This is a genomic window from Lentzea albidocapillata (assembly GCF_000719115.1).
Taxonomy (GTDB): Bacteria; Actinomycetota; Actinomycetes; order Mycobacteriales; family Pseudonocardiaceae; genus Lentzea; species Lentzea albidocapillata.
This window is the reverse complement of record NZ_JOEA01000025.1, coordinates 1-21,313: the sequence shown is the minus strand read 5'-3', so window position 1 is coordinate 21,313 and position 21,313 is coordinate 1. Positions and strand designations below refer to the sequence as shown.

At 66.2% G+C, this 21,313-nt stretch carries 27 protein-coding genes; 13 read left to right on the top strand and 14 right to left on the bottom strand.

The window, feature by feature from the left end; all coding sequences use genetic code 11:
• Nucleotides 1-109: 109 nt before the first annotated feature.
• Nucleotides 110-1,672 carry a helix-turn-helix domain-containing protein gene (locus IG04_RS46865; protein WP_030481048.1) on the bottom strand — a complete coding sequence of 521 codons (1,563 nt, stop codon included), beginning with the start codon at nt 1,670-1,672 and terminating at the stop codon, nt 110-112.
• A gap of 128 nt (nt 1,673-1,800) precedes the next feature.
• On the opposite strand from IG04_RS46865, the gene IG04_RS0135100 reads away from it, so the two are divergent.
• The 3 genes from IG04_RS0135100 to IG04_RS47800 all read left to right on the top strand — a co-directional run bounded on the left by IG04_RS0135100 (nt 1,801) and on the right by IG04_RS47800 (nt 3,509).
• The gene (locus IG04_RS0135100; protein WP_030481047.1) at nt 1,801-2,925 is read left to right on the top strand and encodes a phospholipase D-like domain-containing protein; all 1,125 of its coding nucleotides are present in this window, start codon (nt 1,801-1,803) and stop codon (nt 2,923-2,925) included.
• Nucleotides 2,926-2,952: 27 nt separating this feature from the next.
• Complete coding sequence (locus IG04_RS0135095) at nt 2,953-3,162, top strand: glycosyl hydrolase 115 family protein (RefSeq protein ID WP_276326732.1); 210 nt, start codon at nt 2,953-2,955, stop codon at nt 3,160-3,162.
• Nucleotides 3,163-3,272: 110 nt separating this feature from the next.
• The gene (locus tag IG04_RS47800) at nt 3,273-3,509 is read left to right on the top strand and encodes a cation:proton antiporter regulatory subunit (RefSeq protein WP_051771322.1); all 237 of its coding nucleotides are present in this window, start codon (nt 3,273-3,275) and stop codon (nt 3,507-3,509) included.
• A 174-nt stretch (nt 3,510-3,683) separates the two neighbouring features.
• Here the strand turns inward: IG04_RS47800 and IG04_RS0135085 are convergent, their stop codons facing one another.
• The 7 genes from IG04_RS0135085 to ehuB form a co-directional block, all read right to left on the bottom strand.
• Nucleotides 3,684-5,006 carry a DUF1996 domain-containing protein gene (locus IG04_RS0135085; protein WP_030481045.1) on the bottom strand — a complete coding sequence of 441 codons (1,323 nt, stop codon included), beginning with the start codon at nt 5,004-5,006 and terminating at the stop codon, nt 3,684-3,686.
• Between the two features lie 78 nt (nt 5,007-5,084).
• Nucleotides 5,085-5,438 (bottom strand): hypothetical protein, encoded by a 354-nt coding sequence (locus tag IG04_RS46855; protein ID WP_144065533.1) that lies wholly within the window; start codon nt 5,436-5,438, stop codon nt 5,085-5,087.
• Nucleotides 5,439-5,545: 107 nt separating this feature from the next.
• Nucleotides 5,546-6,711 (bottom strand): IS3 family transposase gene (locus IG04_RS0135070; RefSeq protein WP_144065534.1). Its coding sequence is split into 2 segments (ribosomal slippage): nt 5,546-6,424 and nt 6,427-6,711, totalling 1,164 coding nucleotides; the frame shifts between segments, so codons are not numbered across the junction.
• Between the two features lie 228 nt (nt 6,712-6,939).
• The gene (gene ehuA / locus IG04_RS0135060; RefSeq protein WP_030481042.1) at nt 6,940-7,725 is read right to left on the bottom strand and encodes an ectoine/hydroxyectoine ABC transporter ATP-binding protein EhuA; all 786 of its coding nucleotides are present in this window, start codon (nt 7,723-7,725) and stop codon (nt 6,940-6,942) included.
• Entirely contained in the window at nt 7,722-8,381 is a 660-nt protein-coding gene (gene ehuD / locus IG04_RS0135055; protein ID WP_030481041.1) for an ectoine/hydroxyectoine ABC transporter permease subunit EhuD, read from the bottom strand. Before ehuD ends, ehuA begins: the two co-directional genes overlap by 4 nt.
• On the bottom strand, nt 8,378-9,058 hold the full coding sequence (gene ehuC / locus IG04_RS0135050; RefSeq protein ID WP_030481040.1) for an ectoine/hydroxyectoine ABC transporter permease subunit EhuC: 681 nt from the start codon (nt 9,056-9,058) through the stop codon (nt 8,378-8,380). The genes ehuD and ehuC overlap by 4 nt, the downstream gene beginning before the upstream one ends.
• 19 nt (nt 9,059-9,077) lie before the next feature.
• A complete protein-coding gene (gene ehuB, locus IG04_RS0135045; RefSeq protein WP_245816456.1) occupies nt 9,078-9,956 on the bottom strand; it encodes an ectoine/hydroxyectoine ABC transporter substrate-binding protein EhuB in 879 nt (292 codons plus the stop codon).
• A gap of 258 nt (nt 9,957-10,214) precedes the next feature.
• Between ehuB and ectA the strand changes: the two genes are divergently transcribed.
• From ectA to thpD, 4 genes are read left to right on the top strand one after another with little or no spacing between them, the layout of a single operon-like run.
• On the top strand, nt 10,215-10,745 hold the full coding sequence (gene ectA, locus IG04_RS0135040) for a diaminobutyrate acetyltransferase (protein ID WP_051771320.1): 531 nt from the start codon (nt 10,215-10,217) through the stop codon (nt 10,743-10,745).
• A gap of 33 nt (nt 10,746-10,778) precedes the next feature.
• Nucleotides 10,779-12,026, top strand: coding sequence for a diaminobutyrate--2-oxoglutarate transaminase (gene ectB, locus IG04_RS0135035; RefSeq protein WP_030481037.1), 1,248 nt, complete (start codon nt 10,779-10,781; stop codon nt 12,024-12,026).
• A gap of 19 nt (nt 12,027-12,045) precedes the next feature.
• Nucleotides 12,046-12,447: an ectoine synthase gene (locus IG04_RS0135030; protein WP_030481036.1), complete on the top strand. Its 402-nt coding sequence runs from the start codon at nt 12,046-12,048 to the stop codon at nt 12,445-12,447.
• Nucleotides 12,444-13,352, top strand: a complete 909-nt coding sequence (gene thpD / locus IG04_RS0135025) for an ectoine hydroxylase (RefSeq protein ID WP_030481035.1) — start codon at nt 12,444-12,446, stop codon at nt 13,350-13,352. The genes IG04_RS0135030 and thpD overlap by 4 nt, the downstream gene beginning before the upstream one ends.
• 375 nt (nt 13,353-13,727) lie before the next feature.
• Here the strand turns inward: thpD and IG04_RS0135020 are convergent, their stop codons facing one another.
• The gene (locus IG04_RS0135020) at nt 13,728-14,504 is read right to left on the bottom strand and encodes a universal stress protein (protein WP_144065535.1); all 777 of its coding nucleotides are present in this window, start codon (nt 14,502-14,504) and stop codon (nt 13,728-13,730) included.
• A 586-nt stretch (nt 14,505-15,090) separates the two neighbouring features.
• Nucleotides 15,091-15,573, bottom strand: a complete 483-nt coding sequence (locus IG04_RS0135015) for a MarR family winged helix-turn-helix transcriptional regulator (RefSeq protein ID WP_030481033.1) — start codon at nt 15,571-15,573, stop codon at nt 15,091-15,093.
• Nucleotides 15,574-15,820: 247 nt separating this feature from the next.
• On the opposite strand from IG04_RS0135015, the gene IG04_RS46850 reads away from it, so the two are divergent.
• The 3 genes from IG04_RS46850 to IG04_RS0135000 all read left to right on the top strand — a co-directional run bounded on the left by IG04_RS46850 (nt 15,821) and on the right by IG04_RS0135000 (nt 17,076).
• Entirely contained in the window at nt 15,821-15,958 is a 138-nt protein-coding gene (locus tag IG04_RS46850; protein WP_157513060.1) for a hypothetical protein, read from the top strand.
• 378 nt (nt 15,959-16,336) lie between these two features.
• Complete coding sequence (locus tag IG04_RS0135005) at nt 16,337-16,555, top strand: hypothetical protein (protein WP_051771318.1); 219 nt, start codon at nt 16,337-16,339, stop codon at nt 16,553-16,555.
• A 212-nt stretch (nt 16,556-16,767) separates the two neighbouring features.
• Entirely contained in the window at nt 16,768-17,076 is a 309-nt protein-coding gene (locus IG04_RS0135000; protein WP_030481031.1) for a hypothetical protein, read from the top strand.
• A 6-nt stretch (nt 17,077-17,082) separates the two neighbouring features.
• Here the strand turns inward: IG04_RS0135000 and IG04_RS0134995 are convergent, their stop codons facing one another.
• Together IG04_RS0134995 and IG04_RS0134990 are read right to left on the bottom strand one after the other, a co-directional pair.
• Nucleotides 17,083-17,556, bottom strand: a complete 474-nt coding sequence (locus IG04_RS0134995; protein WP_030481030.1) for a MarR family winged helix-turn-helix transcriptional regulator — start codon at nt 17,554-17,556, stop codon at nt 17,083-17,085.
• Nucleotides 17,557-17,588: 32 nt separating this feature from the next.
• Nucleotides 17,589-17,939 (bottom strand): hypothetical protein, encoded by a 351-nt coding sequence (locus tag IG04_RS0134990; RefSeq protein ID WP_084401873.1) that lies wholly within the window; start codon nt 17,937-17,939, stop codon nt 17,589-17,591.
• Nucleotides 17,940-18,074: 135 nt separating this feature from the next.
• Here IG04_RS0134990 and IG04_RS0134985 point away from each other — a divergent pair, with 135 nt between their 5' ends.
• Nucleotides 18,075-18,692, top strand: coding sequence for an NAD-binding protein (locus IG04_RS0134985; RefSeq protein WP_084401874.1), 618 nt, complete (start codon nt 18,075-18,077; stop codon nt 18,690-18,692).
• An 85-nt stretch (nt 18,693-18,777) separates the two neighbouring features.
• On the opposite strand, the gene IG04_RS45865 is transcribed toward IG04_RS0134985, so the two are convergent.
• Together IG04_RS45865 and IG04_RS0134980 are read right to left on the bottom strand one after the other, a co-directional pair.
• Entirely contained in the window at nt 18,778-19,065 is a 288-nt protein-coding gene (locus IG04_RS45865) for a DUF202 domain-containing protein (RefSeq protein WP_084401875.1), read from the bottom strand.
• Nucleotides 19,062-19,406 (bottom strand): YidH family protein, encoded by a 345-nt coding sequence (locus IG04_RS0134980; protein ID WP_030481027.1) that lies wholly within the window; start codon nt 19,404-19,406, stop codon nt 19,062-19,064. Before IG04_RS0134980 ends, IG04_RS45865 begins: the two co-directional genes overlap by 4 nt.
• A 559-nt stretch (nt 19,407-19,965) precedes the next feature.
• Between IG04_RS0134980 and IG04_RS0134970 the strand changes: the two genes are divergently transcribed.
• Together IG04_RS0134970 and IG04_RS0134965 are read left to right on the top strand one after the other, a co-directional pair.
• Nucleotides 19,966-20,607 carry an NAD(P)-binding protein gene (locus IG04_RS0134970; protein ID WP_030481025.1) on the top strand — a complete coding sequence of 214 codons (642 nt, stop codon included), beginning with the start codon at nt 19,966-19,968 and terminating at the stop codon, nt 20,605-20,607.
• A 439-nt stretch (nt 20,608-21,046) separates the two neighbouring features.
• A complete protein-coding gene (locus IG04_RS0134965) occupies nt 21,047-21,223 on the top strand; it encodes a hypothetical protein (RefSeq protein ID WP_030481024.1) in 177 nt (58 codons plus the stop codon).
• Nucleotides 21,224-21,313 lie beyond the last annotated feature (90 nt).

Sequence of the window (21,313 nt, the reverse complement as noted above, 5' to 3'; positions counted from 1 at the left end):
TCACCGCTACACGCCCCCAGAGCTGGCGACAGTCGAATAGGCGATGTCACCAGTTTCAACGGCCGTGACGCGAGCGAACGGTTTCCTGTCGGCTCACCTCTGACTCAGGTCAGCCGCAACACCACAGGGCGGCCCGTGATCTCGACCGATCCGCCTGGCAGCTCCGGCCGGCGTTCCCCGTCGATGACCTCGACCGCCTCCACACCCTGGGGCGGCGTGAGCGGGACGGCCGGGCCGTCGGTCCACACGATCTGGAACTCGGTGCCGTCCTTCGTGAAGCCGCACTGCCACACGTGGTCGGGCAGGCCGAGCTTGGCCCCGTTGCCGCAGACGTGTTCCGCGCGCCCCGCAGCCACGAACCGAGCTCGTCGACGTGCCGGGCGGCACGGGTCGGGATGCCGCCGCTGGGCTGGAGCACGATCGGGATCCGGTCGCTGCCCCAGTTGTAGAAGTACACCCGTGTGTACTCAGCGTACAGGCTGACCAGGTAGAACCGCACCGCGTGGTCGGCGGCGAGCTCGGGGTCCAGCCGCTCCTCCACCCCGGTGGCGAAGCCCTGCCCCATGTTCCACCGCGGCATCTCCGGCACGCCCGCGCGGTAGAGCGTCCTGTCGATCTCCGTGGCGAGCTCGAGCATCCGCTCCGGCGGGTCGGCTGACCAGCGCTGGTGCAGCTTCACGCCCAGCACGTCGCAGTGCTGGTAGCCGCCCAGCTCCGCGAACCGCTCCTGCCACCGCAGAGCTTGTGGCTCCCACAGCTCGGCCATGCCGGGACACACGACCTCGGCGGCGGGATCGGCCGCCTTGATCACGCGGGCCGCCCGCTCGGTCATCGCGACCATGGTTTCCACCGACCCGCTGTAGACCCGTTGGTGGTTGGCCGCGTCCCACAGCTCGTACGCGTCGATCCGGCCCCGGTAGACGCGCGCCAGTTCCCCGACGAACCGGTCCCAGTCGTCGAGGTCGTCCGGCGGTGACGTCCGGGAGCCGTCGCCGAACACGGTCTCCGGTCCGTCGGGGCTCGCCCACGCCGGTGTGCCGCCCAGGGTGAACAGCACCGGCACGCCCGCTTCCCGCGCTGGCTCTACCAGCCGGTCCAGCCGGAACCACTCGAACCGACCGCGCTCCGGCTCGAGCTTCTCCCACCGCGTGCCCGAGTTCCACAGCCGCACCGCGCCCACCCCGAACGCGGGCATCTCCCGTGACGTGGAATTCTTCGTGACACCGACGAACTCCCGGCCGACGCCGATGGGTTTGTCGGTCCACATCGGCACCGAGCTCGCGCCGGTCTGCCGCACCGCCGGCGTCACCGGACGGCTGGCCGTGACCAGGCCGTACGTCAGCAACGCGACCACCGCGACGCCGACCGGGGTCCGCCACCCGAAGGACCGGCGAACCGGCGTGACGACCGCGGGTTCCGGCTCCGGCCGCACCAGTGCGAACATCCACAACCTGCGCAGCTCGGCCAGTTCCTCCCCGCTGGCCCCGCACGCCCTGCCGAACCGATCGACCAGCAGGAACTCCGCGGGCACCCCGCCACCGGTGCAGTAGCGGTGCAGCGTCGAGCTGGACACCCCGCAACGCTTGCCCAGTGCGTGATAGCTGCGGCCGCTGCGATCTTTGAGCGCGCGTAACCGTTCCGCGAAATCGGCCTTGTACGCCGTTCGCCCCATCGTTTCTCCCCTCGAACGTTCCACTCCCCGTTCGATGAGGTACCCGTTCGCGCAGGTGGCACACGACTTTTCGTCCCACCGTCCCAAACGCTTGCCCAGCCTGCGGCGGGACGGGCGCAGTGGGGCGTATGCATCTGCGAAAAATCGCCGCCGCGGCCATCGCCGGGTTGCTCGTCCTCACCGGCACCGCCGCGGCCGCACCACGCGAACTGACCAGTCAAACCGTGTTCAACAATCCACGCGGCGACGGCGAGGACAGGATCGTCAAACACCTGGTGGAGATGATCCACGGTGCCAAGAAGGGCTCCAGCATCGTCGCCGCCGCCATGGTGTTCGAGGACCGCCGGGTCATCGACGCCCTCCTCAACGCCTCCAGGAGCGGCATCCGCGTCACGGTGATCTACGACGCGGCCAACGACGACGCGGACAAGCTGCTCGAAAAGCTGAAGGAGGCTGGCAACGGGTCACGCGCTGTCATCTGCACAGATGACAGCAGCAACGCCTGCATCGGAAGCGGCCGCATGCACAGCAAGTTCTTCTTGTTCTCCGAGACACTCGGCGCCAAGAACGTCGTCTCGGTCGGCACCGCGAACCTCAACGACGACTCTGCGGAGAACACGTTCAACTCCTGGTACACCGAGACGAACAACGAGGGCCTCTACAAGTACTACGGCGGGTACGTGGAGGATCTCCTCGCCGAGAACCGGGACAACAACTACTACGACCACCGCAAGCCGCGCGAGTTCGAGGGGATCAAGGCCTACTTCTACCCGCGTGGCGACGGCGGCGACACCTTCGCCAACACGTTGCGCGCGGTGAAGTGCGACGGCGGCACCAAGATCCGGATCGCCAACTACTCGTTCAGCCGGAAGGCGGTCGCCGAGGAGTTGCTGCGGCTCGCCGAGGCCAAGTGCGAGATCGAGATCATCGTCGCGAAGTTCCACGAGACGGCCTGCAAGATGCTCGTGGGGCACAAGAACGTCCGGGCGTGGGGTTTCGGATTCCTCCAGCCCTACGTCCACGAGAAGAACCTGATGATCCAGGGCCACTACAGCGGCGCGGCGAACCAGCGGGTGGTGTGGACCGGCAGCCACAACCTCAACACCAACTCGCTCAGCCTGAACGACGAGACCGTCCTCAGGATCATGAACAGGCCGTCCGCGTACGCGAGCTTCGTCTCCAACTTCGAGACGATCAAGAAGCGGGCGGTGGAGCGCGACCGCGGCGACTGCCCATGGGGCACGGAACTGTGACCTGGTGTCGCAGGGCAGGAGGCCGGACTGTCCTTCTGCATGGACCTCGCCTGGAACATCCACCGGTGGGGCCCCGACAACATCGAGGACTTCCTGGTCGAGTGGACGGGCCAGCAGTTCGGGCGGCAGCACGGCGGCGAGATCGCCGCCATCCGCACGGAGTTCTACCGGCTCGCCGCCGAACGTCGAGCTGACACAAGACAAGGTCGCGAAGCCCGAGACGCACCAACCGCCTGAGTGATCGCTTGCGCCTACAGTTCCGGCTGACGACGTAGGAAGCTGACACGGTCGCTGAGATCCTCAGTGCTTCCCGCATCGCCGGACGGTTCGCCGACCTCACCAGGGAGGTGCCAGGCCTCGACTCCGATCAGATCGACGTGCCAACCGCGTCCGCGCACGCGGTCCAGCCGCTCGGCCACACGTGTGGCCGATCTCGCGCCGGTGCGTCGATCGTCGCGATCGTCCGCAGCGAGCAGGTGATCGCCTTACCCCCGCCGGCGGAGGTGTTCAAGGCAGGTGACGTGCTGGTCGTGATCGGCATCGGCAGGGCATCGACGGCGTGCGCGAGATCATCCAGGCGCTGACACCGTGCACACGTTGCTTGTGTTGCTGCTCGAACCTGCTACTTCTGACCTTCGCCTGGAGTTCCCCAGCGCGGAGTTCCTGAACAGGGCCCGCCAGCACGTCCCGTCGGCGGTGCTGAACGTCATGCCGAGTTGGGGGTGCGGACCGCGCGACCGCACCCCCGACGGCAACGGTCAGCCGCAGCGCCGTCCTTCGTTAACGCACTTCACGATCTGCGCCATCGTCTGGTCGGAGTTGACGTTGGCGAAGTCGTTGTGGTCGGAGAACGGGTTGTGGTTCTCCTCGGGGAAGGCGTCGAGCTGGTACTGGCCCTTCTCCTGCACGTCCCGCGCGATGTCGTAGGAGATGCTGATCCGCAGCTGCGGGATCGCCTTGAAGCCCTTGGGGCACGCGCCGGTCTTCTTGTCCGCGAACGCGACGTGGTCGCGGTGGTTGGCGCTGTCGGCGTTCTTGCCGTCCCAGCAACCGGCGAAGTCGTGCACGCGCATGACCTTGCTGCCGTTCGGGCAGATCACGTACTTGTCCGACAGCCGGTCCTCGAACCCGCTGCAGGTCCACGTGGCGCGGGCGTTGGCGGGACCGCGGCTGGTCGGCTTCGCGTCACCGACGACCATCTTCAGGAACTTCGGCATGGCAGTGACCTTGCTGGTCGCGTTGCCGCGGTCAACGGCCCCAGAATGGCGTTGTTGACGAAGTTCGGGCCGCCCTGCCCCTTGGTGGTCACGATCCGCTGGTTGGCCTCCGCGATCTGCTTGTCCAGCAACGCGAGGTTGCGGTCCACCTCGGCGATCGCCTGGTCCGGCACGGCACCCAGCGCGCCGCGCACCGAGGGGCACTTCACGGTCGGGGTCGCGTCGCCGCCCGAGCCGCCCACCGGGGTTCTCGTTGCGCGCCACCCGGTCGTTGGCTTCCTTGAGCTGCTTGTCCAGCAGCTCGAGGTTGCGGTCCACCTCGCCGCTCGCCTGCTGCGGTACGGCGGGCAGACGGTCCTTGACCGACGGGCAGGTGACGTGCGGTGTGCCCGCCTCCTTGACCTTGTCCGGGCTGGAGCCGGACGAGTTCACGTTGGCCTTCGGGTTGATCCGCACGACCGGCCAGAAGTAGGACGACTTGTCGCCGTTCTTGCAGGTGGTCTCCGAGTCCTCGAGGCTCTCGTCAGTCGACTCGGCGCTGATCGACAGGTTGCCGACGAAGTCGTGGACGTGCTGGGCACCGTGGGGCAGCCCCGGCTGGGCCACCGGGTTGTCGGCGCTGAACTTGCCCTTCTCGTTCGTGCCGCAGTCGACCGTGAACACACCACTGGTGCCGCCCTGCTGCACCTTCGGGTTGACGACGTTCTTACCGACCTGCTCGATGCGCACGAACGCGCTGGCTGGCGCCGGGTCACCGTCCTTCGCGGCCAGTGCCACGGTGGCGGTACCGGCGGCCACCACGGCGACCGCCGACAACGAGGCGATCAGCCGGAACTTCCGCCTGTCGACTACGCGGTGTGTCATTCGTCCTCCTCGTTGGTGCCCCTGTCTGACAGGGCATACGTAGGCGCAGGCGGCGTCGGCAGAACGCAATCCGCAACGTCACCACTCCGTAAGGACCTCAATCGCGCCGACGCTGGAGAACAAGTTGTGGTCGTCCGCGTCGCGGCTTACTGCCACCACGGTGGCCGGCCTGATCACTAGGGCGTCCAGGCCGCTGCAACCGCGACGATCACACGGACCCGCAGATCCCATCATCAGCTCAAGACCACGCCGGCCAGCCTCGGCACCGACCGTCTCGACGTCTCCTTCTTCTGCAACACCGACTTCGGACCTGCCGACGAGTACCTGACCGCCGCCATCAAGCTGATGCACAGCCGGCATGCCGACGGCGTGATCGGCGCTGTCGGTATGCGGGCGCCGCAGGATGGCTGAGGCGCGCGCTGCGCTCGCCACCGAGACCTGTGTGAAGCGCCAAGATCAGCGACTTCTTCGAGCGGTACTTCCCGTACGTGCGCACCACTACCGAACGGGTCTGCTGCACGAGTAGGTGACAGCAGTAGTCACGCAGCCTGACTGGCTGGCGTGGTCATAATTGCTTCGTATTCGATGGGGGTCAACCTGCCGAGGGCGGCTTGGCGTCTGCGGCGGTGGTAGGTGCGTTCGATCCAGGTAACGATCGCGGTCCGGAGTTCGTCGCGGGTGGACCAGGAACGCCGGTCGAGAATATTGTTCTGCAGCAATGCGAAGAAGCTTTCCATCGCGGCGTTGTCTCCCGCCGCGCCGACCCTGCCCATCGAACCGGACAGGCCGTGACGCGCGAGTGCACGGACGAACTTCCTGGATCGAAACTGCGATCCGCGGTCGGTGTGCACCACGCAGCCGGCGACCTCACCGCGGCGGGCGAGGGCGTTGGTGAGCGCGGTGACGGCGAGGCGGGACTTCATCCGGGAGTCGATGGAATAGCCGACGATCCGGTTGGAGCAGACGTCCTTAATCGCACACAGATACAGCTTTCCTTCTGTGGTGCGATGTTCGGTGATGTCGGCCAGCCACAGACGGTTCGGTACCGTGGCGGTGAAGTCGCGGCGGACCAGGTCATCGTGCACCGGCGGACCGGCCTTCTTCCCATTGCGGCCGCGTTTCTTGCCGAACGCACTCCACCAGCCCATGGACGAGCAGATCCGCCACGCGGTCCGATCCGCCATCGACACGCCGGCGTCGCGTGCCTCATCGGCCAGGAACCGGTAGCCGGACTCCGGATCATCGCGGTGCGCATCGAACAACGTGTTCGCCCGATGAGCCCGCTCGAGCTCGGTCTCGGTGACTGGCCGGGCACGCCACCGGTAGTACGGCTGTCGAGCGATGTTCAAGACCCGGCACGCCACCGTGACCGGGATCCCGTCCGCGGCCAGCTTCGTCACGAGCGGGTAGAGCCTTTTCCCGGCAGGTTCGCCTGCGACAGATACGCAGTCGCCCGGCGCAGGACCTCGTTCTCCTGCTCCAGCAGCTTGATCCGCTTGCGGGCTTCGCGCAGCTCGGCCGACTCGTTCTTGCTCACACCGGGCTGAACGCCTTCGTCGATCTCTGCTTGGCGCAGCCACTTGAACAACGTCATCGGGTGCACCCCGAAGTCCTTGGCGATCTGCTCAACGGTCACGCCGGGCTCGCGGTCACGAGCGACCCGCACGACATCGTCGCGGAACTCCTGGGGGTAGGGCTTGGGCACAGCGACATCCTCCCAGCTCACCATCACGGCAAGCCAACTCAGATGTCACCTAACGGTGCAGCAGACCCACCCAGACTTCATAGACCGCGCTCGCAGCTTCGTTCACCAGACTTTCCAACAGTCTGTCGTGACCCTCCGGGCTTCGCTGGACACGAACTCGTTAACACCCGAATCTGAGATCGCGCCCTCGTGCGCGGGGTCGAGCGGTGAACGCAGTGGAACTGGTGTTCACGCCTCGTCGCGCAATGAGTGGAGAAAACGTTGCGTGCGCTCCTGCTGCGGCGAGTCGAACAGCTCGGCAGGCAGTGCGGACTCGATGATCCGTCCCTCGTTGAACATCAGTACACGGTCGGAGATGTCCCTGGCGAACTTCATGGCATGGGTGACGCAGAGCATCGTGACCTCGGTAGTCCTGGCGACGTCGCGGAGCACGTCGAGCACCTCGGCGGCGAGCTCGGGGTCCAGGGCGGAGGTCACCTCGTCGAGCAGCAGCACCTCGGGCCGTATGGCCAGCGCTCGGGCGATGGCGACGCGCTGTTGCTGCCCGCCGGACAGGTGCGCCGGGTAGGCGTCGAGCTTGTCGGACAGACCGACCATCTCCAGCAGTTCCCGTGCTCTGGCTTCCGCTTCATCCTTGGACAGGCCGAGCACGTGCACGGGTGCCTCGGTGATGTTGCGCAGCACCCTCATGTTGGGGAACAGGTTGTACTGCTGGAAGACCATGGTGATCTTGCGGCGGACGGCGCGCAGGTGCTGCTCGCCCGCCGGGACGAGGGTGCCGTTGCGCACCTCGTGGAAGAGGTGGTTGCCGTCCACCGTGATTGTGCCGCTGTCCGGCTCGGTCAGCGTCATGAGCATGCGCAGGATCGTCGTCTTGCCCGATCCGCTGGGCCCGATCAGGGTGACCCGTTCGCCGGCCCTCACTCCGAACGACAGGTCGTCCAGCACGACGTTCTCGCCGAACTTCTTGGTGACTCCGTGGAACACGATCTGGTCGCGGTCGGCGGGCGTCATGCGTTCTCCCTTCGGTGCCGGCGTTCCGCTATCCGCACCGGCCAGGCGATGAGCAGCGCGGCCACCAGGTAGAGCAGGCCCGCCATGGTGATCAGTTCCAGGTACTGGAAGTTCTGCGAGCCAAGGGACTTCACGATGCTGAGCATCTCGGCGACCGTGATGACGGTGAGCTGAGGCGTGTCCTTGAACATCGAGATCGCGTAGTTGCCCAGCGCGGGAACGACCCGGGGGATCGCCTGCGGCAGGATGATCCGCGTCCAGGTTCGGCGGCGGGGCATGCTCAGCGCTGTCGCCGCCTCCCACTGACCTGCGGGCACCCCGTCGATGCCCGCGCGGTACACCTCAGAGGTGTAGGTGGCGTAGTGCACGCCGAGCCCGATCGCTCCGGTCCACATGGGGGACAGCTCGATGCCCGCGGTCGGCAGCACGAAGAACAGGAAGAACAGCTGGACCAGCAGGGGCGTGGACCGGACGAACTCGATCACGAACGCCACGGGCAGTCTGAGCCACGTCCGGTGGCTGCGCCTTGCCAGGGCGAACACCAGCCCGAGCACGAGCGCGAAGAGGTAGCCGAGCGCGGTTGCCCGCAATGCCACCAGAAGGCCTTGCAGCAGCTGGGGAACCGCGTCCCAGGCGGTCTGCCAGTCGAAATTCATGCGGCCCTCCTGGTGAACAGTCCGGGTTGGACGGTTCGGCCGACCGACGCGGCAGCACGGCGCTCCACCAGCCGCATGATGACTGTGAGGATCAACGCGATCACGCCGTAGCCGACGAGCAGTCCGAGAAAGGTCATCGCGGTGTTCCCGGTCGCGGCGCGCACGATCTGGCCCTGGAACGTGAGGTCCTGCAGGTAGACCAGGGACACCAGTGCGGTCGCCTTGAGCAGTTCGATGAGCAGGTTGCCGAACGGCGGAACCATGGACACGGATGCTTGAGGCAGCACGATTCGCCGCATTCGTTGCCAGCGGGTGAAGTTGAGCGCGGTCGCCGCTTCGAGCTGGCTGGTGGGCACGGACAGGATCGCGCCGCGCACCACTTCGGCGCCGTACGCGCCGATGTTCAACGACAGGGCGAGCACGCCTGCGAACAGCGGTTCGAGCTGGAAACCCATACTGGGCAGGGCGAACACGAGCCAGAAAAGCACGACGAGCGCGGGCAGCCCGCGGAAGCCCTCGGTGTAGGCGAACGCGAGCCCGCGCACGACCCGGCTCTGGCTGAGCCTGGCGAGTCCGGCGCCGAACGCGAACACCAGGCCCAGCGCCGCGCCGTAGACGGTCAGCTGCAGCGTGACGAGAAGGCCGTCGAGCAGGCGAAGCCACAGACCTCCGGACATGTCGGGGAGATCCTTCCGGTCAGGCGGCGGGCCGGCAGAGGCGTTCCGCCGTCAGGTCGGTCATCTCGGACTCGGAGAACCCGAACGGTCTGACGATCTCCAGCAGCTCTCCGCTGTTCTTGAGATCGTGCAGCTCGGCGTTGAACGCGTCACGGAGCTTGGTCTGGTCCGGCCGGAAACCGAAGCCCCCCGCTCCGTACTGCTCGACGCCGTCGATGACCGGGACGAACGGCTTGGTGAGTTCGAGTGGCGCGTCCGGCCGGCGTGACAGTGCGTCCCGCAGCGAGATCGCCGTGAGCAGGAAACCGTCCGCGCGGCCGGCCAGCAGCCCGTCGATCCCGCCTGCCTGTGTGGCGAACGTGACGACCCGCTCGGCCGGCACGCCGTAACCCGCGGCGACGTCCACCTCGACGCTGCCGAGCAGCACGCCCAGCCGGAGGTCGTCGCGGCGGGCGAAGTCTTCGAGTGTCGTGGGCTTGTCCGCGTCGCCTGAGCGGATGAGAAGTGCTTCGGGCGCGTTGTAGTCGGGGTCGGAGAACAGAATCTGTTCGCATCGCGGCGGGGTGATGAACATTCCGGCGGCGATGACGTCGAACAGACCTGCGCGCAGGCCGGGGATCAGTGAACCGAAGTCCGAGAGAGCGGGCACGAACCTGTCCACTCCCAGTCTGCGGAAGACCGCCTTGCCTACCTCGGGCGCCTCACCGGTGAGCACACCCGCCCGGTTGACGTAACCGTAGGGAGCCTCGTTGGCGAAGCCCATCCGCACTTCGCCCACGGCGCGCAGTCTTTCGAGCAGGTTTCCGCCGTCTTGTTCCGCCTTCAGGTCCACGGTGCTGCAGGCCGGGCTCAGCGTGACGGCCAGCAGTCCCGCACCGAGGAACCGTCGTCGACTCACTTGCGATGAAGACACGAAGTGGCGTCCCAACTTCGACTACAGGGCCATCCGACTGTAATCCTGAATGGACGATCGAGCCGATAGGTCGTTCGACCGAAAGGACATCGCAACATGGTCCACAATGGATGATCAAGTTATGAGCGGCCTCACATTGATCTGGGTCTCGGCAGGTCAGCGGTGCATGAAGCACCCCTTCAGCAAATGTTGTGTATGACAAAATATGTGCAGTGTCGCCATGAGCTGTTACGTTCCGGCAGCATGTTCGGCAACCGGACGAAACACACCGGCGACGGCCGCGGACCGTCGTCAATCCTGGTCATCGACAGGCCTGATCTGCCCGATGGAACCGCCATGTGGCGGATCGCGCGCGACTCGGGTGTGCTCGACCTGAACTCGTCGTACGCGTACCTGCTGTGGACGCGTGACTTCGCCGAGACGTCGGTGGTGGCACGGATGGGCACCGAGGTCGTGGGCTTCGTGTCCGGATACCTGCGCCCCAACGCGCCAACGACGCTCTTCGTCTGGCAAGTGGCGGTCGACGCGCGTCACCGGGGAAAGGGGGTGGCGGGCGCGATGCTCGAAGGCCTCATCGATCGTGCCTACGCGCGCGGAGCCCGGTTCCTCGAAACCACCATCACTCCCGCGAACGAACCTTCCGTCCGCCTCTTCACGTCGCTGGCCCGCGCCTTCGGTGTCGGCCTGGAGTACAGCCCGCTGTTTCCCAGCGAGCTGTTCCCCCACGGGCACGAGGCAGAAGACCTGTACCGCCTCGGTCCCTGGCCGAGCTGACGACGCCCACACCTGGTGAGGAACTGAGAACGCGTGGACATCTTTCACAGCCTTGAATCCGAGGTGCGCAGCTACTGCAGGAGCTGGCCGGTCGTCTTCGACCGCGCGGTCGGCAGCTGGCTGCATACCGAGGACGGGCGCCGGTACCTGGACTTCTTCGCCGGCGCGGGCGCCCTCAACTACGGTCACAACAACCCGGTTCTCAAACAGGCGCTGGTCGACTACCTCGCCGAGGACCGCGTGATCCACTCGCTGGACATGCACACGGCGGCCAAACGTGCGTTCCTGGAGAAGTTCGAGGAGCTCGTGCTGGCTCCGCGCGGTCTGGGCTACAAAGTCCAGTTCCCCGGGCCGACCGGAACGAACTCCGTGGAGTCGGCACTGAAGCTGGCCAGGAAGGTGACCGGCCGTGAGTCGGTCGTCAACTTCACCAACGCCTTCCACGGCATGACCCTCGGCGCGCTGTCGGTCAGCGGTGACTCGATGAAACGCGGTGGTGCGGGCATCCCACTGGTACACGCGACCCCGATGCCCTACGACAACTACTTCGACCGCCGCTACCCGGACTTCCTGTACTTCGAGCGGCTGCTCTCGGACAGCGGCAGCGGGCTTAACAAACCGGCTGCGGTGATCGTCGAGTCCGTGCAGGGCGAGGGCGGGATCAACGCCGCCCGGTTCGAGTGGCTGGCGGGGCTCGCCGAATTGTGCCGCAAGCACGACATCTTGCTCATCGTCGACGACGTGCAGATGGGATGTGGCCGGACCGGCCCGTTCTTCAGCTTCGAGCCCGCAGAGATCATACCGGACATCGTGTGCCTGTCGAAGTCGATCGGCGGCTTCGGCCTCCCGATGGCGCTCACCCTCGTGCGCCCGCACCTCGACGTGTGGGAGCCGGGCGAGCATAACGGCACCTTCCGGGGGAACAACGCGTCCTTCGTGACCGCGACGGCGGCGCTGGAGACCTACTGGGCCGATGACCGGCTGGAGAAGAGCACTCTGGCCAAGGGGGAACAGATCGACCGGGCCCTGCAGGACATCGCCCGATCCGTTCCCGGGGTCATGCCCCGCGGCCGGGGTCTCGCGCGGGGTCTCGCGTTGGCGGACGCCGCGATCGCCGGTCAGGTCGCGAAGGCGGCGTTCGAGCGGGAGCTGCTCGTCGAGACGTCCGGACCGGACGACGAGGTGGTGAAGCTGATGCCACCACTGACGATCACAGAGGAAGAACTGGAGGACGGGTTGTCGCGGTTCGCCGAGTCGGTGCTGTCCTGCGCGGCCGTCTGATCCCGGAACGAGGAATAACATGATCGTCCGTTCATTGCACGACCTCGACAGCACCGACCGCGATGTCGTCACCCCGAACTGGCGCAGTAAGCGCATCGTCCTGGCCGGCGACCGCGTCGGGTTCTCGCTGCACGAGACAGTGCTGAAAGCAGGAACGGTCAACGACTTCTGGTACGCCAACCACATCGAGGCCGTGCTGTGCGTCGACGGTGAGGGCGAACTGACCGACAAGGAGACCGGCGAGGTTCACCAGCTCCGCCCAGGCACGCTCTACCTGCTCGACGGCAACGAGCGGCACCAGGTACGTCCCCGGACCGACATCCGGGCCATCTGCGTGTTCAACCCACCGGTGACCGGCCGCGAGGTGCACGACGAGAACGGCGTCTACCCGCTGGTGCGAGAAGAGGAGGCTCCCGTATGACCGCGACGCGGACCGAGGACAGGTACCTGACTCGCACACCCGACGAGGCGGCATTGGTGTCCAGGTCGGAACCGGTGGTCTGGCCGGGTGCGGTGAAGGGGCCGCTGGACGACACGACGTTGGAGTCCTACGACAGCAAGGGCTTCCTCACAGTCGACGACCTGCTCACGCCGGAGGAGGTGCTCGCCTACAGGCATGAGCTGGACCGGCTGCGCACCGGCGAGGCGGTCCGAGAGGACGAGCGCACGATCGTCGAGAAGCGGTCCAACGAGGTCCGGTCGATCTTCGAGGTGCACCGGACCAGCGAGATGATCGCGAAGCTGGCCGCCGATCCTTGCGTCGCCGACCGCGCGCGGCAGATTCTGGGCTCCGACGTCTACGTGCACCAGAGCCGCGTGAACTTCATGCCGAGCTTCACCGGCACCGGCTTCTACTGGCACTCGGACTTCGAGACCTGGCACGCCGAGGACGGCATGCCGTCGATGCGGGCGGTGAGCATCTCCATCGCGCTCACCGACAACTTCCCGTTCAACGGCGGGCTGATGTTGATGCCCGGCGCACATCGCTCCTTCGTTCCGTGCACTGGCGAGACCCCGGACGACCACTACAAGGAGTCGTTGAAGGAGCAGGAGGTCGGGGTACCCAGCCGAAGCGCCCTGACCGCGCTGGCGGCTGAGCACGGCATCGAGCAGTTCACCGGACCGGCGGGGTCGGCTTTGATGTTCGACAGCAACAGCATGCACGGCTCGGGCAGCAACATCACGCCGTTCGCGCGTTCGAACATCTTTCTGGTGTTCAACAGCGTGGAGAACACGCTCGTCGAGCCCTTCGCCGCAGCGAGCCCACGACCTGATTTCATCGCGTCGAGGGACTTCACGCCCATCGGCGGCATCAGCGACTCGTGACGAAAGCGGGAGGTGGAGGAAACCCTCCACCTCCCGCACCGGTCCGTCTTTGTTCCAGAGCCGCTGAATCCATCTCGATGAAACCAGTCGTCGTGGACGGACGGAAGTCAGTTGCTCGTCATCCCGGTCATGGCCTCGCTGAGGGACCCCAGCCGGTGGGGGCGAGGGGCACCACCCCAGCGGCGGCACGATCAGCATCACGAGCAACCCGCTGTCGGGGAGCTGCCCCCTCTCCACGATCGTCGGATCAGCGGACGCGTACCAGACCAGCGTCACTAGGGTCAACGCCAGGAACGCCACTTCGGCTGCGACGAACACGATGAGCATGCGCAGGCCTGCCATGAAGCCGCTCGACTGTTCGTGCACCCCGCCTGCCTAAACACTCACTGGAACATTGGGCACCACTGCGACGGAACACGACGCACGGCTGAGTGCCGCGCGGCTGACTGAGCCGAACACCGCTCTGTGCACGACGCCATGACCGCGGTCTCGTACCACGAGTAGCTGCGCTCGCTCGGAGTGCGCGAGCAACGTGTCGACATCTTGGTGTACAGGACGCAGTTCGCACCCGTGGCGGTCTGCATAGGCGGAGGCGAACTGCAGGGCGGTAATGGTTTCGGCAGTGCCGTCGACTCCGACGACCACCGGACCGCTCCTGTCCACCGGTCCGCTGTGCACCGCGACGACCGGTTGGTCCGCCTGGTGCACGAGGCCGGTGGCCGTGCAACCGATCACCGTGCGGGGCAACACTCCCGGTCCGGACCTCCCGACCACCAGGAGGTCCGCGTCCACCGTCCGGGCCGCCTCGAGAAGGATCGGAGCGGCCCGCCCCGCCACGACCTGGGTCTCGACGTCCAAACCCGGCTCGAGCCGCCTGCACTCCTGCGCGGCGGCGCAGACCTGCTCCTCGGCCTGCCGCAGGAGGGGCGTGTCGTCGAACACCGCTGCCGCGCCCCAGCCGGGTGCGGCCACAGTGCCCCACGCACTCGTGACCGCCGTCAGGTGAGCGTGAACGAGCAGCAGCGGACGGCGGCGGTGAGCGGCTTCGGCCGCTGCCCAGCGGATCGCTTCTCGAGCGCGGTCGGAGCCGTCGAAACCCGCGACCACACCACCTCGACGACTGGATTCCACGAACGGGTTGGCAGCAGACATGTTCTTCACCTCAAGCTGGTGGTGCACGACGAAGCGGAACTCGACGGAGGCGGGGAGGGACGCCGAGCGTCACGGCTCCTGTGTCGTCCCAAGAGGCTTCACCATATGCACGTGGATGCCTGCGTTGCACGACTCAATCCGTTGGTCCGAGAAAATGTTGCACAGACGAAAGGCGACCGCTCGCGCTCGATCGGTTGCGCGACGGTTGATCCGTGGCGAACCGGTCTCCGACCCGCAGCCTGGTCGTGAAGGCCTGCTGTTCGAAACTTTCAAACGAAGACGGTGCAGCCAGGTTCAGCGTCGGCTGATGCTGAACAGCCCGGTGCTCGATGCCGGCCACAGACCCTGCGGGAGAGTCTGGCGATGTTTTCGGTCATGACGTCTTTCTCCTCTCGTGGGGCTGGTCTCCCTTGCCCACCTCAGATCGGTGGTTGTCAACGTGCCGCAGTCAGAACGTCGAGGTTGGAAACGTTTCGTACATGCAACTGTTGCATCGGCGTTGTCCTGGTAACGGCTTGATCGCGCCAGGTGAGTCGGGAGCCCGGTGCGGTACCCGCTTGCGAGTGGGACCGAAGGAGGAGGGTGGTCAAACCCACCCGAGTTCGCTGCTGTTCACCGGAGGTTCTCCGCCCGCGGCGGTGAAGGCGGTGAGCGCGTCGACGAGGCCTTGCCGTTGGTCTTCCGGCATCCGCTCGACGATCTTCCTGATCGCGGCGCGGCGCCGGCGGGTCACGTCTCGGACGAGCTTGCGGCCGGACTCGCTCAGCTCGATGACGACCTCGCGGCGCGTGGCGGGGTTCGGCTGGCGCGCCACCATCTCCAGCGCGAGCAGTCGGTCGACGGTCCTGGTCGCGGTCGACGGGTTGACTCCGAGGTGCTCGGCCAGCGTGGTGAGCTTCATCGGGCCCCTGCTCTGCAGGACGACGAGCGCACGGAACTGCGGCAGCGTGATGGTGTCACCAGAGGCGGCGATCGAGCGCGCGGAGACGGCGACGAGAAGGCGCGACGCCGTGAGCACCGCGTCCGCGAGGGCGTCGACGCTGCTGGTATCGACCTTGGACCGAGTCATGGCTCAGTTGTACCCCAACGACGGTGAGTTGCCACCACATGAAGGCGTCGCTACCTCATGTCATCGGCCGCGCGGCGTCGAGCTGATCGAAGTCACGAACATCCATTGTGGATTCGGTGTGGCCGGCGACGGCGTAGTCAGAGCGGAGTCCCCTACCGGGCTCGCATCGCCGGGCAAGTCCCACCGAAGCTGAACGGATCGCGGAGAAGAGATCATGCCGTCAATTGGGATAGCCAGAGGAACATCGATGGCAGCGGTGGCGCTGCTGGCCCTCGCAACCACGGCGTGTGGTGAGCCTCAGAAGGTGTACGAGAGCGGAACCATCGGCACGAACGATGACTTCGGTGAGATCCAGCTGCGCAACGTCGACCTCCCGGCCGCCTGACGGCCATGCGTTCCGTCCGGATGACGACGGTGTGGTCTGCCTCGCGTTGTTCAACCGCGCGGATCATCCGGATGCGCGCTGGTCGACGTGCAGACGCCGGTCGCCGCCGACGTCGAGATCTTCTGGGACCGCGACTGCGATGGTTCCGGGGAGCAGGTTGCACGGCCCACTGGCCGCCAACGACGGGGTTACCGGAGTGGCCGCGACGAGCTGGCCTGCCACTTGCGCCTGGTCGACTTCTCACACGAGGTTCTCCCGGGCACGACGGTGCCCGGTCACGTTCGAGTCCGACCGAGCAGGGGAGACGCCCCTGGACGCGATCGTGGAGGGGCGTCGGGAGATGGAGACGCCAGTCTGCCGCCGTCCTGCGCGCCGGGCGTGATCACTCTGACCGGTGTCGTGCAGAGTGGTGTCGAGCCGAGCTGTCTGGTTTTGAAGGCTGACGACGGCAGACAGTTCCTGCTTCTCGGCGGTAATCCCGACGTGCTGCAGACTGGTGCCGAGGTCATGGTCGAAGGCACACCGGCACTCGAGAAGCCGACCACCTGCATGCAGGGCATACCGCTCCGCGTGACCGACGCCAAATCGTCCGGATGAGCAGGAATGAGGTGGCGGCACGTCGGTATTCGACGTGCAATGCACTAGTTGCTGGAACCGGTCGCTCCGCACACCGGCAGCGGACGTTGCGAACTCCCTACGATGGTCGAGCCCGGTCGGTAAACCGCTGGTCGAGAGCAAAGATCGTTGTGTGCGAAGAAGGACGTCGGCAAGCGGAAGCCAGAGCAGGAACCTTCACGTTCCTCGCGGGTGTGTGGCTGATCGCCGCTCCTCCGCTGCTCGATTTCCAGGCCTCACAACACCTTTTCCGGCCGTACTGGATACCGCTGGGTCTGGCCGTGGTGATCATGCTGGCAGGAATGCTGTGCGCTCTGGCGCCATTGGACGTTCCTGGGTTGCGCACGGCGAACACAGGTCTCGCCGGGACGCTCGTCGTGGCGGCGTTCGTCGTGTGTATCGACGTCAGCTCGGTGGTCCAGATCAACCAGGTGGTGGTCGGAGCCGCTGTCGCGCTGGTGTCGCTGGTGGTCGCCGTCGATGCGGGGAGGTGGCTGGGTTGACTCCGGTCAGATCCAGCCGAGATCAGCCGGGGGCTCGCCGCCTGCTTCGGTGAAGGCGGTCAGCGCATCGACGAGTCCTCGCCGTTCATCCACGGGCATGCTCCCGACGATCTTCTCGATTGCCACACGGCGCCGCCGTGTCACGCCGCGCACAACCCGGCGGCCTTCGTCGGTCAGTTCGGTCTCGACCTCACGGCGTGTTGCCGGGTTGGGCTGGCGTGCGACCATCCCGGTCGTCACGAGGCGGTCGACCATGCGGGTCACGGTGGACGGGTTGACGTCCAGCAGTTCGGCCAACGAGCTGAGCTTCATCGCTCCCCGGCTGTCCAGGACGACGAGCATCCGGAATTGCGGCAGGGTAAGGGTCTCCTCGAACGCCGCGAGCGAGCGCGCGGACACGGCGACCAGCAGGCGCGAAGCTGTGAGCACGGCGTCGGTGAGCGTGTCGACGTCGTTCGCGCCGACCTTGGACCGGGTCATGCGACTGTTGTAGCGCAACTTCGGTGCTGTGATCACAGAGCCGGTTGGTGTACCGCCTGTTTTGTACGGCATTCGGCAGCTACGACGGTTTCGAGGGCGTCGAGCGCTGATTCGACCCAGGTGTCGACCGTGCTCCGTGACGCTCCGGGCGGACCGGTCAGGTGTACGGACACCGCGCTGCGGCCTGCGGTCAGCCGGAGAACCTGGAGGGTGCCGTTGCAGCTCGTCGTGGTTTCGCTGCCCCAGGTGATGCGCAAGCGTTCCCAGTCGATGGTGACCTGCCGCTCGACGTCGACATCAGCGTGCAGGCCCGGCAACCACAGGCGGATGAGGTTGGGGCCGGCCAACTCAACCTCGATGGAGTCGGGCAGCCAGGCGGTCACAGTGCGGGTCTCCATCAGAATGGCGGGGCGGACGCCACTGTCGGGGCGGGCGTCCGTGCCAGGCCACCACGGGGAGATCCGGTGCCGGCCGGCAGGATCGGTCGGCACCCGCCCGCGCAAGATGGGGATTGTCGGATGCGCTCACATGCCGTGCTCATCGGCTACAGCGCTCGCGGCCGTGTCGTCCTGAGCGCGCTGTACGCCGGAGGTCACGCGACGGACTTCACCGTCGTCGACTCCGACCCCGAACGCGTCGCGCAGGCCGGAGTGGACGGTGTGCGCGCCGTGGCGGGTGAAGGCTGGCGCCTGGACGTGCTGTGGTCGGCAGGCGTGCACACGTCGGACCACATCGTCGTCGCCGTGACCGACGATGCTTTGGCTTTGCGCATCACCTCGGTCGTGCGCAGCCTCAACGAGACCACCACAATCACCACCACCCTGGTCCACAGCACACAACTGCAGGAGCTCATCGAGTACCTCGGCGCCGATCACGTCCTGGTCGCGGAGCGGGTCGGCGAGTGGGCGCTGGAGATGGACAGCCTCGTGTGCGATCAGTTGCCGGAGCTGGAGTGGTCCGTGCTGGAGCGTCCGGTGATGCACGACGAGGTCGGCAGTTCGCCGCTGGAGTGCGGCAACGACGTGCTGGCCGTCGTGCGGGACGGTCAGCGGATCTGGATCGAGAATCCTGAGGTCGGGGAGTTGCGCGGCGACGACAAACTGGTCGTGCTGAGCAGCGGACCCGTCGGTGACTGACCACTCTCCAACGTCTGCGGAACTCAGTGTCCAACACGACTCCTGATCCGATGATCAGCAAGGGGACCGCTGAACACATCGGGGCTCAGTGACCGTTCCACACGAGTGGCAGCGCAGAGACACATGCGAGGCTCACGAGAGCGCTGATCAGGAACAGTCCGCGCGATTGCGTCATGCTCGACTGACGATGACGGCCGAGCATGACGAGAGATGCGGATACGGCTGCCGTGCACACCGCAGGAACGATCGCCGAACTCCAGCCGTGCCGCGCTGCCGTGTTCAGCAGGAGTAATGAGCAGGCTGCGGCGGCCAGCGCGGTGCGGTTCCACGCCAGCGCAGTGCGTTCTGGCTGCAGGCCGGCGTCACGATTCATCCGACCACCACCAGCACCGCCGCGAACAACGCCATCAACACCACTCCGGCCACGAGGACGACGATCATCGAGTTGCGCGGCAGGGGAGCCCCGGTGCGCATCGCTTGCTGGACGCGCCGCCACCGGGGAAAGCTGGCCACTGCGGCGACGAAGGCCAGCCCGACGCATCCCAGTGCAAGGCCGGTCGTAGCGCCGGGTATCGCGAACGGGGGCACGAACTGCCGGACCGCCACACCTGCGGCGAGCAGACCCAGTGCCGTGCGGATCCAGGCGAGGAACGTGCGCTCGTTGGCCAACGAGAACCGGTAGTCGGGTTCGTGCTCGGGTGGTTCCATCGCCATTGAGCCTCCTCGTGCGAGAGGCTACTTGGTTGCCAAGCAGCAGTTGCGGTGCTGCGTGTCCGCCCGACTGAATGTCGTTCTAGGACGTTTGCCAGGCTGGTGATGCACCGATTCTTGTTCGACTCCAGCGGCGTCCTCCGTCCAGCGGTTCTGGCCGGATTGTTCGCGGTGGTGCTTGTGGCGGTACTGGCGTTGGCCTCCTGGGGTGGGTGGGCGGGATTGACCATGTTCTCCGCGATCTTCGCAGCAGGTCTGGGTCTCATGATCCGCAGCGACCGTTGATCTATGCACAGCTGTCGGTCCAGTTTCCGATCGACTCCCGTGCCCGCGCTTGCCGCGACATACGCGATCTCATCGAAAGGACCTCGCAAGGTTGCACAGTGCGGGTTTCCGCCACAATACGAAGGCGGACACGAACCGGTCGTGGTGAGCGCCCGCGCCAGACTGCTCCGGGAGGACGAAGTACCGGCGGCCGGAGAACATCGGGCCGGTACCCGTTCGGCTCCCGGACAACGCTACGTGGAGGTCGTGTTCCGACCTGGGAACGACATCGGGAGCAGTGGCCGCGACGGGAGATCTGGTGAGTTCGCGAACCGTGCTCATCGGTTACAGCGTCCGCGGTCGAATGGTCGTCGCGGCGCTGCGTGAAAACGGCCACGCGAACGGCTTCACGGTGGTCGACTCGGATCCCGTGCGGGCCGAGCAGGCCGTACTGGAAGGCGTGCCGGCGGTGGTCGGTCCCTGCTGGCGCTTACGCACCTTGTGGTTGGCTGGCGCGCATAATGCCGATCACGTCGTTGTCGCGGTTCCGGATGACGAGACGGCCGTGCGGATCACGTCCGCCGTGCGTTCGCTCAACGAGACAGCCACGATCATCACCGTCGTCCGCAGCGCTGAAGTTCGCGAGCTGATCGAACATGCGGGCGCCGATCACGTTGTGGATGTCCGTCAGGTCTACGAGTGGGTACCCGGCGTGGCGTGGCCACAGGACGGCGGCGGTGAGTCTGCTGATCTCGAGTGGATCTTGACCGAGCGCGCGGTGACGCGGGACGAGGTCGGCCGTTCGCCACTCGCCTGTGGGCATCAGGTGCTCGCCGTGATGCGGCGCGGCCAGCGGATCTGGGGAGAGGATCCGACGGTGGCGGTGCTGCGTGATGACGACAGGCTGCTCGTGGTGAGTAGCAGGTCTGTCACCAACTGAGATCGCGGTGACGGGTGGATCGACCGATGCGGGCGGCGGCGCTGCACGGCATGCTGTGCACATGGCCGTTGATCCGAGAGTGCTCGACCGTCCAGTGTGGACGATCAGTTCTGGCGGGAGATCTTCCAGGCGCTGGTCGCTGGAAAGCCATCCACACACGACGGAGGCATTCACGTCCGGCTCCGGGCCGGTGAGTTCTACGCGCTTCCCCTCATCGGTTCGGACAAGGGCCCTGTCGGTGCCGACCACGGCGAGGACCTCGCATACCGCACGCGTGTTCTCCAGCCAGTCGGCAGCGGGCTCGTCCAGTTCGGTCTCGTAGCAGAAGAGCACGTCCGCGATCGACCTCAACGCCCGGCCTGTGGGGTGCCAGAACTCCGTACACATGCGCTGAGCTGCGGTGGTCGGGCACTGTCGTGCGAACGGCATGATCGTAAGCGTGGCGCTGCGACTGCTGTACCTCGTCTTTGTCCAGCTGGGTGGCTGGCTGGTTCTGCTGGGCCGGTCTTCGGTAGCCAAGGACGTCGAGTTGCTGGTGTTGCGGCATGAGGTCGCGGTGTTGCGTCGTGGTAATCGGCGTCCGCGGTTGGATTGGGCTGATCGCGCGTGGGCCTGATCCGTTTTGACGGACATCTGAGTTCAGGGGGTTTTGCCCCTGGAAGGATGTCCTTATGAAGACCACGGGCTCGAACAAGCCCCGGCGTCC